We start from the raw sequence: 15,412 nt of genomic DNA on the forward strand, positions 1-15,412 counted from the left end.
GGGCGCTCCGAGATTCCCCGTCGATTCGTGGTGTTGGTCGCCATCGTGACAGTGGTGGTCACCAAGACCGCGTTCGGGAGATACGACTCGAATCATTTCTCCGTTCTGCTCGGCCTGATCGTGGTCACCGTGGCCATCACCCCGCTCCTCGGAATCCTGCGCCGCGGGATTGAGATCGCGTTGGCCGTGCTCTTTGTCGTCTACCTGGCCGGCATCCTGGTGGTCGAGCAGCGGCCGGTTGCGGTGCTGCAGGCGCCCGTGCGGGCGGTAGACCGGGTGCTCACGCTGGGATGGCCGGACCTGGCTACGCGGCACATCGAGCAATCCAAGGCCCGTCAGCGTGCGCATTACGGCGTCCCCGATCGGTTCATCAAGGCGATCGGGTCGGGAACGGTTCATGTGGACCCCGACGAGACCTCGGTCGTGTGGGCTTATGGGCTCGCGTGGCGGCCTGCACCGGTCTTTCAGACCTACTCGGTCTACACGCCCACACTGGACAAGCTGAATGGCGACACGCTTGCCAGCGGCCCGCAATTCGTGTTGTCACGGCGATCACCCACCTCGCCCGCCACCGGCATCAACGACCGGCTTGGCGTGCAGGAAAACCCGCTGTATTCGCTCGCGCTGCTCTGCAATTACACCCGGACCGACGCGGAGAACGGCTGGATATTGTTCAGCCGCAACGGCTCTCACTGCGGACCGCTCGCCCCGTTGGCGGAAGTCACCGTCCACGACGGTGACGTGGTCAACGTGCCGGCCCCCAGCGCGCCGGGCATGGCGGTACTGGTCGGAATCGGGCTGAAACCAACGGTCCTCGATCGGGCGTTCATGGGAGCCGTCGTCCCGCTGACCGCCTTCACGGTGGTGCTCGATGGCATGAGCTACCGGCTGATCAGCGGCAACGCGGCCGAACCGTTTCTGGTCGCCTCACCCGCGTCGGCCGACGGCACGAACCTGGAGATCAACGCCCGCACAATCGGTATCGGCCGTACGCGGTCTTTGGGCCAAGGCGGCGTCGCTGCGCGGTTGCGCTTCTACGAGATGCGCGTGCAGTCCTAAGAGCGGCGCGGCACGTCGAGCCATTCTCGGGAGGCGCGCCGGCGCGCAGGTGGCCTGGGTGAGCGCACTAACAGAGAGTGAAATCCTCAGCGGCGCCGGCGGGCCTGCGAGCATACGAGCCGATAATCACGGCGCACGCCAACAGCCAAAAGACCGGCACCAAGCCCACCGTGGTGAGCACCAACGGCGCGCTCAAACCGCTGCCTGACAACCCCATGATGGGTTCGCGGGACGCGTGTCCCGGCACCGGGATCTGGGCGATCGTCAACGCCGTGGCCAGACTGATGCTGATTCCGACTATGCGACGGCGATCGCCGAGATCCGCAAACCGTTGGAAGATGCCGTATCCCGGTCTACCGTCCGGATCTCGGACGATGAGCGCGGCGATCGGCAACACGAAGGCCAGGTAATAGCGGAAGGTCACGGGCGGGAAGAGCGAGGCCGTGGCGAGCAGCACGATGCCGGCCTGTACCGGCGGGATTCGGTGTCCGAGGACCAGCACGCAACCTAGGACGAGGAGCAGGACCACATACCCGAGCAGGACGCGAGGGCCCTCGAGGAACCCGTCGGGCACCTTGCCCCCGTTTCCCGCTGCCGCCACGGCATCGGGGATCGTGAGCAACCCCTTTTGAATCGAGACGTTGAATCCCCCCGCGAGCTGCTCGTAGGTACCCCCGGCGCTGAGGCTGCTGCGCACTGACTGGCCGATCGTCGACGGAAAGTTCCGCGGCCACAGCAGATACGCGCCGAGATTGCTTAGCACACCGGCCAACACAGCGATACCGGACCAACGCCATTGCCGGGCCGCGGGCAGTACGAAACCGAGCACCAGGAACTGGGGTTTGACCAGTGACGCCAGCACGACCATCAGCGTGACGAGGCCCCACCGCCGGCGGCACAGGGCCACGAGGAACACCAATGCGATTGGGACCACGAAGCCCACCGAGTTGCCGCGGTCGAGCACCGCCCACACCGGTGCCGCCGCCGCACTGAGGACGACGAAGACCACCACCCGCTCCAGACCCCGCACGCCTCGGGTGGCCCACACAGCGGGCGTGAGAAGCGAAATCGCTAACGCGAGTTCGTAGCCGAACAATCCCGCGAGGGGAGCATGCAACAACTTGCCGAGCAACCCAAAGATCGCGTGCGGCAACATCGCTGCGGGCGGATACGGATTCTGGGCGGCTTCGATGCCCTTCATGAGGTGCAACGGGTAGGGCTCCCATGGATTGGGTCGCAGCGCCTGGCCCACCGTCAGCGAGTAGTCGCTGAAGCAATGCCGACCGACCCTGATGCCCGAGTCGACCCAGCAGTCGTACGGCAAGGTGAGCACCGAGGAGAGCACGTCGATTTCGAAGTACTGGGCGAGGGTGACACCGATCGTCCCCGAGATTGCCGAAACCAACAGGACGGTGCCCAGCAGCAGTTCGCGCTCGGGTGTCGCGCCAGCCGAGAACCGCGCCGATACTCCCGAGACCGCACCTCGCAGCACCTGGGCGGGTCGCTTCACAGGTACTCTCCTCGGTTTCTGATCACGGCTGAGGAGTGCGACAATCCCTCGGGTACCGCCGCCGGGGAGTTTAACTCAATGTTGTTTGCCGCAACCCGAAACGATACTGTTTGCTCCCGCCCGGCGACGCGCGCGACGCCACGGGGGCCGCACTTGCATCCGGCTGTTCGCCGCTGAAATCAGCCCAAGCGTTCGAATGCCGTGATCTGCTCGCTGGTCACCGCGAGCGCGTCAGCGCCCCCGTGCACACGTTGCTCCCAGTCGATCGTCCATGCCACGGCGTCGCGGAAATCGAGCCGGTTGCGCCAGCCCAATTCGCGTTTGGCCTTGCTGGCGTCCAGCGCCAAGAGGTTGGCCTCGTGCGGGTGATCGCCGGGTTGAAGATCCCAACGCGCCCCGCCACCCCACAGCTCGGCGGTCAGCGTCGCGACCTCGCCGACCTCGACGAAGCTGTCTCGGCCCGGCCCGAAGTTCCACTCACCCAGGCCGCTACCGGCCAGCAAGGCGTCGGCCAAAGTGAGATAGCCGTTGAGGCAGTCCAGCACGTGCTGCCACGGTCGCACCGCGCGCGGAAACCGCAATAACGGAGCCCGACCACCCGCATAGGCCGACACCAAGTCCGGCAGCAGTCGGTCACGGCTGACGTCACCGCCCCCGATCACGTTGCCGCCCCTGGCAATAGCCGTCGGACAACCCGGAAAGCTGCGCACCCACGATTGGGTGAGCAGATCTGCCATCGCCTTCGACGCGCTGTAGGGATCGTCCCCGCCGATGGGGTCGGTCTCGACGTAACCGGCCTCCCGGTCGACGTTGCGATAAACCTTGTCCGTCGTGATCACGACGTGTGCGCGCACCGACGGCGTCGCGGCGACGGCCTCCAGCACGTTGAGTGTTCCCATAGCATTGGTCTCATAGGTGAGCCGCGGACGGCGATAGGACTCTCGGACCAACGACTGAGCGGCCATGTGCACCACCACATCGGGGGCAACAGCCTTTATCGCCGCCCGGGTGCCCTGGGCATCGCGGACGTCCACACGCAAGTCGGAGCCGAGCAGGTCGGTGAGCCCTGCGCGGGTGAACAGACTTCCCGCCTCCGGTTCCAGGGCCAGGCCGGACACCTGATGCCCCCGGCCGAGTAGGAGCAGCGCGAGCCACGGGCCCTTGAAGCCGGTGTGCCCGGTGATCAGATAGTGCACGGCTACCGCGAAGCCTCGGTCATGTGTTCGTGGATCGATTGCGCCACGAGGTCGAGCATAAGCAGGGGTCGGGCGCCGCGTTTCAACGAGGAGCGATCTGCCACAAACCTGGCTCCGAGGTGGGTTTCACCGTGTGGTCACGCGGCAGGTAGTCGGTGACTTTGAGATTTTGGTCGCAACTGTAGATGTAGTGGTAATCATTGATGTTCTCGCGCGTCCAGACGTCCACGTTGGCGTAGTTGGTCAACATCAGTCCGCGGCGATCAGCGTCGAACAGTGTCAACGGATTCCAGTCGCAGCCCACGACCACGATGAGGTCGTCCGGGCGGGTGGCCGCCTGTATGCGTCGTCCGCCGGCATCAGGTTGCGGCGGGACGAGCCACTGCAGCACGTTATACGGGACTGCCGTGCCCACCGCGACGATCGCGGTCAAAATCACCGCGCGGCGGGCGGTGTCCGCGCGCGATCGTTGAGCGACCGCGACGATCCCCAGACCAACCGCGGCGACGAGGGCGGGAAAAATGGCGATCAGATAGTAGCTGTGGACGTAGTAAAGGTTGAAGAAGATCAGCGGTGCAACAACTGCGGTGACAAGCCAGCCGGCGCGTCGGACACGCTCGATTCCCTTCGGCGCCAGCATGATCCCGCACACAGCAAGGACGATCCCAAACCCGACGGGCCCGGCGATTTCGACCGCGATCCGTGCCGAAGCATTTCCGTAGGCCAACGGATCGAGACGCTGCTTGATTGTCCCGAAATTCCAGGCGTTCATATATCGGCTGACCAGGAAGACGGTGAGCGGGTTGCGCTCCTTGATCGCGTCACCGTAGCGAGCCCATCCGAACGCCGCAGCCAGACCGCCTATCCCGGCCGGCAGCAACCCTACGACGCTGCGCATCCACGACCGCGTCGTCACGAACGCCGTTGCGGCCGAGATGACTACGAGCACACACCACGCCGGCGGGGTGGTGGCCTTGACCAGGAACGCAAGCCACCCGGCCGGCAGGCCGCACAAGAGGCCGAGCAGTGAGCCGTTGCGAAACCACGAGTCAAGGCCCACCACCATGCCCAATGTGAGCGCCAACGCGGGAAATTCGATGAGCGCGCTCGCACCCCAGGCCAGGGCGAAGGGCGAGAACTCGAAAAGTGCCAGCACCACGAGCATGGCGCACCGACCGTGCCAGCGTGAAACCAGAACAGCCAACAAGATCGCGGTCACTTGGAAACCGAGCAGCCCGATCGCGCGCTCCGCCGAGGCCGCTCCCGCGCCCAGCCGGATCATCACCGCGGCCATCGCTTGCACCAGCGGGAAGTCCATCGGCACATCGGAATGCGGTCCGAAAACCGGCAGCGGCGTGTGCATCAGGTCGATGCCGTGCCGGGCGTACTCCAATGCCACGAAGGCCGTTTGCGTTTGCCGGAACGAGTGCATCTCGTTCAGCCCGTGCCACAACTGCGGGATGCGAATCAGTGTGCCCAGTACGATCAGCCCTGCCGGTGACGCCGCGAAACGCTTGATCGAGGTGGCGAAGCTGGCGCTCAACTCACGCAGTCCCCCATCGCTGTCTTTGGCTCACACGAAAACCCGGCCAACCGCGGGGAATGGTACCGAAGATCCGGGCCGTCTGCTTTTGGCGCTTTCGCTCGCGTCAGCCGGCGACGGCTCCCGGCTCGGAATACGGCGACCCGAACTCGGTCACCGGACGGAAGCCGCGCTTCTGGACCCGTTCCGCGGCCCGCCTCATCAGACCGCCGAGCGCCGCCATGCCGGCGTGGTCGGTCAGCACGAACGGTGTCAGGAGCCGGTTGTGCACGAACGCGAAAGCCACCCCGGTCTCGGGATCGGCCCAGCCAAGCGAACCGCCCAGACCCACGTGACCGAAGCCCGGCATCACGAACGGCAACGAGTGATAGCCCAGGTGGAAACTCATTGGGATGCCGAGGTTTCCATCCGGCCGCAGGCTCCGCCGGCCGCTGAGACCGGCGACGAGTTCCTGTGAGAGGAACTGGGTGCCGTCGATCTCGCCGTGGTTGGCGATTGCGCCGAACATGCGCGCCAGCGCCCGGGCCGTCACCACCCCGTTGGCCGCGGGCATCTCCGCATCCAGCAGCGCCACGTCACCCTGGACCGCGCCGATGACGCCCGCGAAGTACATGGACCGGTAGGCGCCGGAGACCTTGTTGGCCACCTTGTTGATCAGGTGGCTGACCGCCGGGTTGGAGACGATGTTCTGCGGCATGATGATCTCGGCGACCCGCGTCGGCCCGTCGGCCGGTGGCCGGCCCAGGTGGAAGCCGTCGGTGCCCAACGGCTGGGCTAGCTCCTCCCGGAACAGCACGCGCATGCTCTTGCCCGTGACCGCCCGCGCGAGCCCCGACATCAGCCAGCCGTAGGTCAGAGCGTGGTAAGCCGGTTTGCCCAATAGTCGCCCCGGAGCCGCTGCCGCTAGCCGCCCCTCCATCACGAGGTGGTCCAGCAAGTTTTCCTGCGTGGCTCCGCGCAGGCCCGACAAACCGGCTGCGTGTCGCATCACCTCGCGCACCGTCATCTCGGACTTGCCGTTGGCGCCGAACTCGGGCCAGTACTCAGCAACCGGGACGTCGTACTCGATCAACCCGCGGTCGGCGAGTCGATGGATGACCGTGGACGCCATGCCCTTCGTCGCCGAGAACACCATCGGGGCGGTGTCTGCCGTCCACGGCAGGTGGCCGCCCCGATCAGCCCACCCGGTCCACACGTCCACCGCGGGCCGACCGTCGACATATACGGCCAGCGCCCCGCCGCCGAACCGGCGCCCGGGGAACATACTGGCGAAGGCACGAACGACGCAAGCAAAGTGTGAGTCCGCCGCGCCGGACACACGATGGCCTGCGCCAGGGTCATCGTGAGACGGGACCGCGCGGAGATCGACTCTGGTATCCGCTGTCACGCTTTTGAATTTACTTCCATTTCACAAAGGGCAGAGGCAAACAACGATTAATTTATCTATCCGTTAGCCCGCCGCAGCGTCAAGTATTTGCTGGGCGGCCAGGGCGGGGGTCAGCTCCCCCGCTTTCACCTGGCGCTCCACCTGCGCGCGGACCCTGCGGACCTCGGGGTTGGACAGCAGCCGATCCAGGACCGTGTCGCGGACCATCTGCCAGGTCCAGTCGACCTGCTGTGCCCGCCGGCGGGCCTCGAACTCGCCCGCCTCGGTAAGCACCCGGCGATGCCGCTCGACCGTCTCCCACATCTCCTCGAGGCCACTCCCCTCAACCGCGCTCATGGTGAGAACCGGTGGCCGCCAGAGCGTTTCGCGTGGATAGATCAGCCTGATCGCCCCCGACAGCTCCCGGGCCGCCGACCGGGCCTCCCGCAGGTGCTCGCCGTCGGCCTTGTTGACCACCACCAGGTCGGCCAACTCCAGCACGCCTTTCTTGATGCCCTGCAGCTGATCCCCGGCGCGCGCCAAGGTCAGCAGAACGAAGGTGTCGACCATATTGGCCACCGCCACCTCCGACTGACCGACGCCCACGGTTTCGATCAGGATCACGTCAAATCCCGCCGCCTCCAACAGCACAACGGTCTCCCGGGTGGCCTTTGCTACGCCCCCCAGCGTGCCCGACGTCGGCGACGGCCGGATGTAGGCGTCGGGGTGGACCGCCAGCCGTGCCATCCGGGTCTTGTCGCCGAGGATCGACCCACCGGTGCGCGTCGACGACGGGTCGACGGCCAACACCGCGACCTTGTGTCCCCGCTCGATCAGTTGCATGCCGAGCGCCTCGATGGTGGTCGACTTGCCCACCCCGGGAACCCCGGTGAGGCCGACGCGATGCGCGTCACCGGAGTCCGGCAGCAATTCGAGCAGCAGCTGTTGCGCCCGTTCGCGATGGTCTTTGCGGGTGGACTCGAGCAGCGTGATCGCGCGCGGCAGGGCGGCGCGGTCACCGCTACGGATGGCGTCGGCCAGGGTCTGTGACGTCATGCGCCGGCCCCGCGGGCTGAGCCAAGGATTTGATTCTGCGCTCTGGGCGGGATTCTTCGAGAAGACCCCGCCCTCACCGCAGAGTGAACGCGGGGCGACGACGGGTGTGCCCCGACGCAGAGACTCATGTGGTGAGGGTGAGCACGGCTAGTCCAGCGTGTACCCGAGCCGCTCGGCCAGCTTCTTGAGCAGGTCGATGGCGGCGTCGGCGATCACGGTCCCGGGCGGGAAGATCGCGGCCGCCCCGGCCTCGTACAACTCGTCGAAGTCGCCGGGCGGGATGACGCCGCCGACCACGACCATGATGTCGGGCCGATCCACCCCGGCCAACGCGTCGCGCAGCGCGGGCACCAGCGTCAGGTGACCCGCGGCCAGCGAGGAAACCCCGACCACGTGGACGTCGTTGTCGGCGGCCTGCCTGGCGACTTCCTCGGGCGTGGAGAACAGGGACCCGACGTCGACGTCGAACCCGATGTCCGCGAACGCCGTAGCGATCACCTTCTGCCCACGGTCGTGCCCGTCCTGGCCCATCTTGGCGACCAGAATCCTTGGCCGGCGCCCGTCGGCCTCGGCGAATTTCTCGACTAATTCGGTGGCGCTTGCGATGTTGGGAGCCTTTCCGACTTCGTCACGGTAGACCCCGGCGATGGTACGGATCTCCGCCTGGTGGCGCCCATAGACCTTCTCCAGCGCGTCGGAGATCTCCCCGACCGTGGCCTTGTGCCGCGCCGCCTCGATGGCCAGGGCCATCAGATTGTTGCCCAACCCGTCCTCCCCGGCGCGGCCGTGCGCGGCGGCGGCGCGCGTCAGCTCCGCCAGCGCGGCCTCGACAGCAGCGGCATCCCTATTCGCCCGCAGCTCTTGCAGTTTGGCCAGTTGCTCGGCCCGCACCCGGCTGTTTTCGACCTTGAGCACCTCCACCTCTTGATCCTCGTCAACCTGGTACTTGTTGACGCCGATCACGGGCTGCTGCCCGGAGTCGATGCGGGCCTGCGTGCGCGCGGCGGCCTCCTCGATGCGCAACTTGGGGATGCCGTCGCTGATGGCTTGGGCCATGCCGCCGTGCTCGGCGACCTCTTCGATGTGCGCCCGGGCCCGTTGCGCGAGTTGATGAGTCAGCCATTCCACGTAATACGAACCCGCCCAGGGATCGATCGGCCTGGTGGTGCCCGACTCCTGCTGCAGCAGCAATTGGGTGTTGCGCGCGATGCGTGCTGAGAAGTCGGTGGGCAGCGCCAGCGCCTCGTCCAGCGCGTTGGTGTGCAGCGACTGGGTGTGGCCCTGAGTCGCGGCCATCGCCTCGATGCAGGTGCGTGCGACGTTGTTGAACGCGTCCTGCGCGGTCAACGACCAGCCCGAAGTTTGCGAATGCGTGCGCAGCGAGAGCGATTTGGCGCTCTTCGGGTTGAACTGTGCGACTAGTTCACTCCACAGCAGCCGACCCGCCCGAAGTTTGGCGACCTCCATGAAGAAGTTCATGCCGATGCCCCAGAAGAAGGACAGCCGGGGCGCGAATTTGTCGATGTCCAGCTCGGCATCCAGGCCGGCCTTGATGTAGTCGACCCCATCGGCCAGCGTATAGGCCAATTCCAAATCCGCTGTGGCACCGGCCTCCTGGATGTGGTAGCCGGAGATCGAGATGGAGTTGAATTTCGGCATCCTGGCGCTGGTGTAGGCGAAGATGTCGGAGATGATCCGCATCGACGGCTTCGGCGGATAGATGTAGGTGTTGCGGACCATGAACTCTTTGAGGATGTCGTTCTGGATGGTGCCGGCCAGTTTCTCCGGCGGCACCCCCTGCTCCTCTGCGGCCACCACGTACAGCGCCAGGATCGGCAGCACCGCCCCGTTCATCGTCATCGAGACCGACACCGTCGACAGGTCGATACCGTCGAACAACTGCCGCATGTCGAGGATGGAATCGATTGCCACGCCGGCCATTCCGACGTCGCCCTGGACGCGCGGATGGTCGGAGTCGTAGCCGCGGTGGGTGGCCAGGTCGAAGGCCACCGACAGGCCCTTCTGGCCGGCGGCAAGGTTGCGGCGGTAGAAGGCGTTCGACTCGGCGGCGGTGGAGAACCCGGCGTATTGGCGGATGGTCCACGGCTGGTTGACATACATCGTCGGGTAGGGCCCGCGCACGAAGGGGGGCTCGCCGGGGAAGCTGTACAACGGATAGCCGTCCGCCACGATGGCGGCGCGATCGGCCGCGATGTATACGGGTTTGACCTCAATGTCTTCCGGTGTGTGCCACTGCAATTGCTCAGGCGTGTACCAGTGCGCCGATGCCGCCGCGGCGATGTGCTTTTCCACCGCTGCTGCGGTGGGCGGTTGCGCGGTGCGCTGGCCGTGCAACGGGACACTGGCGAAGCTGCCGACGACCGGAATACTGGTTGTCATGGCTAGGCCCCCAACCGGGCGAGCAAACTCGAAAGTGATTCCACTGCATTGATTTTCATGGTCAGGTACTCGTCGGGCCGGTGCGTGGGATCTTCCACGTCGCCGAGCGCCCGCTCTGGCCCAGCGAGATACAGCCGCTCGACGCCGGCGTCTCGGGCGGCCCGCACAACTGCGGCGGCCTCGTCGCCATAGCGCTTGTCAGTGCCGCAGATCACCGCCACCGCCGGTGAATTCGCCTCCGCGACCGCCTTGCCCACGCCGGCCGCATCGACCGTTCCCGGGTTGATCGCCTCGATTCCCCCCGATGCCAACAGGTTCGACGTGAATGTCGTGCGGATGTTGTGCTCGGCCAGGGGACCCAGTGGCAGCATCAATACCCGCGGCCGCGCACCGGTGCGCGCCAGGTACACGTCCGAGCGATCACGCAGCGCTTCGAACGCCGCGGCGTAGCGCAACAAGTTTCCGGCTCGACTGAGCGAATCGGGCGAATCATCCTGCGGCAGAGGGGCTTCGGCGAGATTGGGGTATTCGTTGACGCCGGTGATCGCCGTGCGTCGATGCGCGATGTCGTCGGCGCGACGGGCGGCAAGCTCGGCGATCCGCTCGGCGAGATAGTCGCGGGCGTCGGCGAATCCGCCATGGGCCTCGATGTCCTGGAAGTCCCGCCAGGCTTGTTGTGCCAGTTGTTCGGTGAGCTCCTCGATATACCACGACCCGCCGCCCGGATCCAGCACCCGTCCCACGTGCGACTCTTCCAGCAGCAGCAGCTGGGTATTACGGGCCATCCGGCGCGCGAAGCTGGTCGCCACCCCGGGAAAGCCGCCCGGTATCGCCACGTCGAACGCGAAAACCAGGACGGTGTCGGCGCCGCCAACACCGGCGCCGAACGCGGCCAGCGTGCTGCGCAGCATGTTCACCCACGGGTCGCGCTGGGTCATCATCGGCAACGACGTCTCGGCATGCACCACGGCCGCGCCGGCGTCCGGATCCCCCGTGACCTCCGCGACGCGCGCCCACAGCTGACGCAGGGCGCGCATCTTGGCGATCGCCATGAACTGGTCGTCATCGGCGGCCAGTCGAAAACTGATCTGTCGCAAGGCTTTCGCGACCGACAGCCCCGACTCCGTGAGCAGCCGTAGGTAGGCCACCCCGGCGGCGACGCTGGCGGCCAGTTCCCAAGATGCGTTGGCGCCGAGGTTGTGGAACGCGGGTCCGTCGACGGTGATCGCCCGCACTCCTTGATCGCCGACCACCCGCGTCGCGACCGCCAGCACCTGCTCGATGGTCGGGGCCGCGCGACCGCTCAGCGCGGCGGTCAGCGGGTCGGCACCCAGGTCGACCGACAGCGTGCCGCGCTGGTCGGGTTCCACCCCGGCGACCAACGCGAGCATGGCTTCACATGCCGCCGGATAGTCGGCGCCGGCATCCAAGATCACCGGCGCCATGCTCAGGTACACACCGTCGAGGAGGCGGCCGAGCTCTTCGGGCTGCACACCGGCGCCGCCCACCCTTATCACCAGCGCGCTGACCCCCTCGCCGAGCGCGCCCAGCACTGCCGCGTTGCCGTCGCCAGCCGAAACACCCGGGGCGGGGAACGCTTCGGCGACCTTCCATCCGGACTTGACGTCGCGCAACGCGTCGCCGCCGCGAACGTAGGGCCACTCACCCGGCAGCGGCGGTTCGGCAAACTCGTCGAGCGCGGTGTACAACGCGCGGACGGGAAATCCCTCGTAGGTTGAGGTCTCCAACCGTCGCTCGGGTTGGTCCCCCAGCTCCGCGGGGTCGCTTCGGGTGCTCTTGGCGAGCACGCCAGCGACCGCCGTGCGCCAACGCCCGCGAACCTGTTCTAGGTCGGCGCGCTCGGGTACGTCAATGGACACCGACTGCTCCTGTTTCCGCAGCAATAGGGTTGGCTTGGGGTGCTTGAGTGGATTTTGCCAGTTACTACTGAGGTTAATTCGGCCCGGTTGTGATGCGAAACGCCAGCCTGGGGAAACGAGGTATTCATCTGGACGCCGTAGGCTTTACAGCCGTGACGGCTCCCGCCACCGAAAAAACCACCGATACGCTGCGCAGTTTTGGCGGGGCGGTAGCTGCCGTCGCCCGCCAGATGTCGCGACCGCGGATGCTCGTGGCAGTGGTCGGAATCACAGTCCTGGTCGCGGTCGCGCTGTGGGTTCCGGTACCCACCGCGGTGCAACTGCGCGACTGGGCGGAGTCACTGGGCCCATGGTTCCCGTTGGTGTTTCTGCTCACGCACATCGTCGTCACGGTGGTCCCGGTGCCTCGCACCGCGTTCACCCTGGCCGCGGGGCTGCTGTTCGGCCCGGTGCTAGGGGTGGCAATCGCGGTCGTCGCGAGTACCGGTAGTGCGGTGCTGGCGGTGTTTCTGGTGCGCGCGGCCGGGTGGCAGCTGGGCCGGCTGGTTCGGCACCGCGCGATCGACACGGTGGACGCGCGCCTGCGCGAGCGGGGCTGGTTGGCGGTCTTGTCTTTGCGGTTGATTCCCGTGGTGCCGTTTTCGGCGATCAACTACGCGGCGGGCGCGTCGGCCGTTCGGGTGTTGCCCTACACGTTGGCAACGCTGGCCGGGCTTCTTCCCGGTACCGCCGCGGTGGTGATTCTCGGCGACGCCCTCGCCGGCCATCCGAGCCCGCTGCTCGCGCTGGCGTCGGTGTGCACCGGCGCGTTGGGACTGGCGGGGCTGGTCGTGGAGATCCGCCACTACCGGAAGCACCACCGAACGTCCTAGTCGCGAGCGTGCGTGTCTGTGCGGCGCCACGCCGCAATCGCTGACACTCTGCGCACACTCATCGAGCGGGGGCGATCGGCAACGTCAGCCGGAACCGCGCGCCGCCCACGTGCGGCACACACACCAGGTCACCGCCGTGCGCCCGGGCCAGCGCCCGGGCAATGGGTAAGCCGAGGCCGGCCCCGCCCTGTTCGCGATCGCGGCCGGTATCCAGTCGTACCAACCGCTCGAAGACGCGATCACACTCTTCGTCGGGAATGCCCGGGCCGGTGTCGTTGACGGTTACCTCGGCTACCCCCAGCTCGGCGCCCAGCTCGACGGTGATCGAACCGCCAGGCGGGGTGTGCCTGCGCGCATTGTCGAGGAGGTTGGACAGTATCTGAGCCACCCGGGTCGAATCCGCTGCTGTCTTCAGTTCGCTCAGGCCAGTCGTGTTGACGACGATCTCGGGCGCCAGCATGGCGGTCCGCTGGACCTCGGCGTCGACGATCACGGCCAGGTCGGTGTCGCGCAGGTCCAGTGCAAGCCCGGCGTCGATACGGCTCAGATCGAGCATGTCGGCCACCAGTCGACCCGCGCGGTGAGCGTCGGAGAGCAGGAGGCTGGCGCGATGGTATTGACCGAAGGACTCGCTGTCGTCCTCGTGCTGGCCTGCGGTGCTGGCGATTTGCTCGGCGGCGACCTGGATACCGGCGATCGGGGTGCGCAACTCGTGGGCGGCGTCGACCAGGAACCTCCTCGTTGCCGTCTCGGCACGGCTTGCCGCCTCGGCGGCCTGCTGGGCTTGGCGCTCGGAGCTTTCCAGCGCGTCGAGCATTTCGTCGAAAGCGCTGGCCGCGCGGCCGAGTTCGGTGTCAGTGCGCTTGGGCCGCAGCCGCCGACCCCGGTCGCCGGTGGTGATGTCTTTGGCCAGCGCAGTGAGCCGGTCGAGCGGCCTCAGCGCTGCCCGGCTGACGGCTATCAACAGCAGCGCCGCCACCAGCAGAGTCGCCACGCCCGCGCTGATCATGAGGTTGCGCAGCTGGTGGGTCACCTGTGTGGTCTGTGTGGTGTCGGCGACCAGGATCACCTTGCCGCCCCCCGGCAACGTGTGCACGACGACGGTCGCGCTGGCATCCGGCGGCGGTCCCGGCGGCGGTGGCAGGCCAGGAGGCGGCGGTCCGAGCGGTCCCAGGCCGGGTAGACCGGGAGGCGGCCCGGGCGGCAGCGGGGCCGTGGGACCCGCGGCGGTGTCGGAACTGATCCTGCGGTCGCCGTAGGTCATCCCGTCGGCCGTCACGAGCAGGGCCCGCACAGTGCCCCCGTTCAGTTCGGCGGCGAGCAGCTCGGGTGACGTCTGGGCTCGCGCCAGCGCATCGGCGCGTGACGTCGTGGCGAGCAGCACGTCGTGCAGGTTCCGATGGGCCGCCATGTCCACGATCACGTAGATGCTCGTCCCCAGCGCCAGCAGCACCACCGCCAGCAGCGCCAGCACCAGCAACGTCACCCTGCGTTGCAGCGATGGCGTCGGGGTCGTGGGATCGGGCGTCATGAGCGCGGCGGTTGCAGTCGATAGCCGATGCCGCGGACCGTGTGCACAATCCGGGGCCCGTGCGCCTCGAGCTTGCGCCTTAGCCCGCTGACGTGCACCTGCACCAGGTTGGGGTCGTAGGCGTCATAACCCCACACCGCGCTGAGGGTCTGGCTGGCGCTGACGATCCGCCCACGTTGTTCGACAAGGAATTTCAGCAGCCGCAGCTCGGTGGCGGTCAGGTCCAGCGGGTGTCCAGCGCGCGCGGCCACACCGGCGTCGAGGTCCAGCATCAAGTCGCCGACCTGCACGACCTGCGGCAGCCGTCCGCGCCTGCGCAGTACAGCGCCGACCCGGGACACGAGCTCGGCGAGTTCGAACGGCTTGACCACGTAGTCGTCGGCGCCGCCGTCGAGGCCGCGCAACCGGTCCGGCAGCCCATCGCGGGCGGTGATCATCACGATCCCAATGTCGCCCCATTCACGGATGACGTCGATCAGCGCGAAACCATCCCGGCCCGGCAACATCACGTCGAGCACCACCAGATCGGGTCGCAGGCCGTCGAGAACGTCTTCGAGTTCGATGCCGTCGCAGCGCGCGTGAGTTACGTAGCCGACGTCGGCCAACGCCTCGCTGACCATTTCGCGGATCGTCTCGGAGTCTTCGACGACCAGCACCCGCGGCGCGCCGATGCGGAATTGGTCGGTCCTGCTACCAACCGTCATGGCTCCCATTGTCGGTTAAGCTCGCCCATGGCTTCCGACAACGCCACGGCACCGGCCCGGCGTTATTCGGCCGGCGTGGTGATCGGCACAGGGCTGGCGGGCCTGGCGCTGGGCGAAGTCATCGCGTTTGCGATAACCGGCCTTACGTTCAAGGTGCGCGTCGAGCTTCCGTCGCCAGCCTATCCGCAGCTGTCGTCGACGCCGTCGGTGAGCGCCCCGCCGCTGCCGAGCGTTACGTCGAGCGCGGTGCCGGTGCTGCCGCAGCTGCCCCATCCGTAGGACGTTTCTTCAGCTT

General features: G+C 67.0%; 10 protein-coding genes and 2 pseudogenes. 3 read left to right on the forward strand and 9 right to left on the reverse strand.

Translation table 11 applies throughout. The features are described from left to right. A pseudogene (locus tag JO236_RS16230) lies at positions 1 to 1,059 on the forward strand (hypothetical protein); the annotation flags it as partial. Between the two features lie 67 nt (positions 1,060 to 1,126). On the opposite strand, the gene JO236_RS16235 reads toward JO236_RS16230, so the two are convergent. The 7 genes and pseudogenes from JO236_RS16235 to mutA form a co-directional block, all read right to left on the reverse strand. Then, entirely contained in the window at positions 1,127 to 2,569 is a 1,443-nt protein-coding gene (locus JO236_RS16235; protein WP_293332300.1) for a glycosyltransferase family 87 protein, read from the reverse strand. A gap of 179 nt (positions 2,570 to 2,748) precedes the next feature. After that, positions 2,749 to 3,765: a CDP-glucose 4,6-dehydratase gene (gene rfbG / locus JO236_RS16240; RefSeq protein WP_293332303.1), complete on the reverse strand. Its 1,017-nt coding sequence runs from the start codon at positions 3,763 to 3,765 to the stop codon at positions 2,749 to 2,751. A gap of 82 nt (positions 3,766 to 3,847) precedes the next feature. After that, a complete protein-coding gene (locus JO236_RS16245) occupies positions 3,848 to 5,308 on the reverse strand; it encodes a hypothetical protein (protein ID WP_293332306.1) in 1,461 nt (486 codons plus the stop codon). 106 nt (positions 5,309 to 5,414) lie between these two features. Next, entirely contained in the window at positions 5,415 to 6,695 is a 1,281-nt protein-coding gene (locus JO236_RS16250; protein ID WP_293332309.1) for a serine hydrolase domain-containing protein, read from the reverse strand. Positions 6,696 to 6,747: 52 nt separating this feature from the next. Continuing rightward, positions 6,748 to 7,730: pseudogene (gene meaB / locus JO236_RS16255) on the reverse strand (methylmalonyl Co-A mutase-associated GTPase MeaB). Positions 7,731 to 7,877: 147 nt separating this feature from the next. Further along, positions 7,878 to 10,130 carry a methylmalonyl-CoA mutase gene (scpA, locus tag JO236_RS16260; protein ID WP_293332315.1) on the reverse strand — a complete coding sequence of 751 codons (2,253 nt, stop codon included), beginning with the start codon at positions 10,128 to 10,130 and terminating at the stop codon, positions 7,878 to 7,880. A 2-nt stretch (positions 10,131 to 10,132) separates the two neighbouring features. Further along, a complete protein-coding gene (mutA, locus tag JO236_RS16265) occupies positions 10,133 to 12,010 on the reverse strand; it encodes a methylmalonyl-CoA mutase small subunit (protein ID WP_293332317.1) in 1,878 nt (625 codons plus the stop codon). A 152-nt stretch (positions 12,011 to 12,162) separates the two neighbouring features. Between mutA and JO236_RS16270 the strand changes: the two genes are divergently transcribed. Next, a complete protein-coding gene (locus JO236_RS16270; RefSeq protein WP_293332320.1) occupies positions 12,163 to 12,882 on the forward strand; it encodes a TVP38/TMEM64 family protein in 720 nt (239 codons plus the stop codon). Positions 12,883 to 12,940: 58 nt separating this feature from the next. Here JO236_RS16270 and JO236_RS16275 read toward each other — a convergent pair whose 3' ends face one another. Together JO236_RS16275 and JO236_RS16280 are read right to left on the reverse strand one after the other, a co-directional pair. Then, positions 12,941 to 14,413: a sensor histidine kinase gene (locus tag JO236_RS16275; RefSeq protein WP_293332323.1), complete on the reverse strand. Its 1,473-nt coding sequence runs from the start codon at positions 14,411 to 14,413 to the stop codon at positions 12,941 to 12,943. Further along, positions 14,410 to 15,126 carry a response regulator transcription factor gene (locus tag JO236_RS16280; protein ID WP_416362266.1) on the reverse strand — a complete coding sequence of 239 codons (717 nt, stop codon included), beginning with the start codon at positions 15,124 to 15,126 and terminating at the stop codon, positions 14,410 to 14,412. Before JO236_RS16280 ends, JO236_RS16275 begins: the two co-directional genes overlap by 4 nt. An 18-nt stretch (positions 15,127 to 15,144) precedes the next feature. Here JO236_RS16280 and JO236_RS16285 point away from each other — a divergent pair, with 18 nt between their 5' ends. Next, a complete protein-coding gene (locus tag JO236_RS16285) occupies positions 15,145 to 15,396 on the forward strand; it encodes a hypothetical protein (RefSeq protein WP_293332329.1) in 252 nt (83 codons plus the stop codon). Positions 15,397 to 15,412 lie beyond the last annotated feature (16 nt).

The sequence above is a fragment of the Mycobacterium sp. genome, assembly GCF_019247635.1.
GTDB lineage: Bacteria > Actinomycetota > Actinomycetes > Mycobacteriales > Mycobacteriaceae > Mycobacterium.

What these genes read in the sequence shown, in the direction of transcription:
- scpA (WP_293332315.1), bottom strand. Translation starts at nt 10,130, where the DNA reads ATGACAACCAGTATTCCGGTCGTCGGCAGCTTCGCCAGTGTCCCGTTG.
- JO236_RS16275 (WP_293332323.1), bottom strand. Translation starts at nt 14,413, where the DNA reads ATGACGCCCGATCCCACGACCCCGACGCCATCGCTGCAACGCAGGGTG.
- JO236_RS16280 (WP_416362266.1), bottom strand. Translation starts at nt 15,126, where the DNA reads ATGGGAGCCATGACGGTTGGTAGCAGGACCGACCAATTCCGCATCGGC.
- JO236_RS16285 (WP_293332329.1), top strand. Translation starts at nt 15,145, where the DNA reads ATGGCTTCCGACAACGCCACGGCACCGGCCCGGCGTTATTCGGCCGGC.